1 protein-coding gene is annotated in these 341 nt (G+C 67.4%); it reads right to left on the bottom strand.

Annotation, left to right across the window (positions count from 1 at the left end; genetic code table 11):
• Window positions 1-341, bottom strand: a 341-nt coding sequence (locus JHD64_RS21300; protein WP_199055634.1) for a hypothetical protein, incomplete at both ends; no start/stop codon positions are given.

Raw genomic sequence — 341 nt, 5'->3', positions numbered from 1 at the left:
TCACCGTTACCGGGCCATCCACCAGGCCGCTCAGGCTGCTGGCCGGAACGGTCCAGCTGCCATTGGCTGCCACGGTCGCCGTGGTGGTGACCACGTGGTTGGCGCTGTCGGTAAAGGTGACGGTAACGGTCTGGCCGGCTTCGACGCTGCCGGTGCTGCCGCTGACCACCACCGCGCTGCTTTCAGCCTTGTTGTAGACGTGATCGCCGCCGCTGCCATCGTTGCCGATGGTGATGGTGGCGGTGGTGTCCTTGCTGTCGTTGACGCTGGCGCTGGCCGGGTTGCCGGCCACGCTGGTGACGTCGGCCTTGACGGTGATGGCCCCGTCCGCCAGACCACTC

Source organism: Aquitalea sp. ASV15 (assembly GCF_016429115.1).
Taxonomy (GTDB): Bacteria; Pseudomonadota; Gammaproteobacteria; order Burkholderiales; family Chromobacteriaceae; genus Aquitalea; species Aquitalea magnusonii.
Note: the sequence above shows the minus strand (reverse complement) of the source record. Positions and strands in the feature narration are given on the sequence as shown.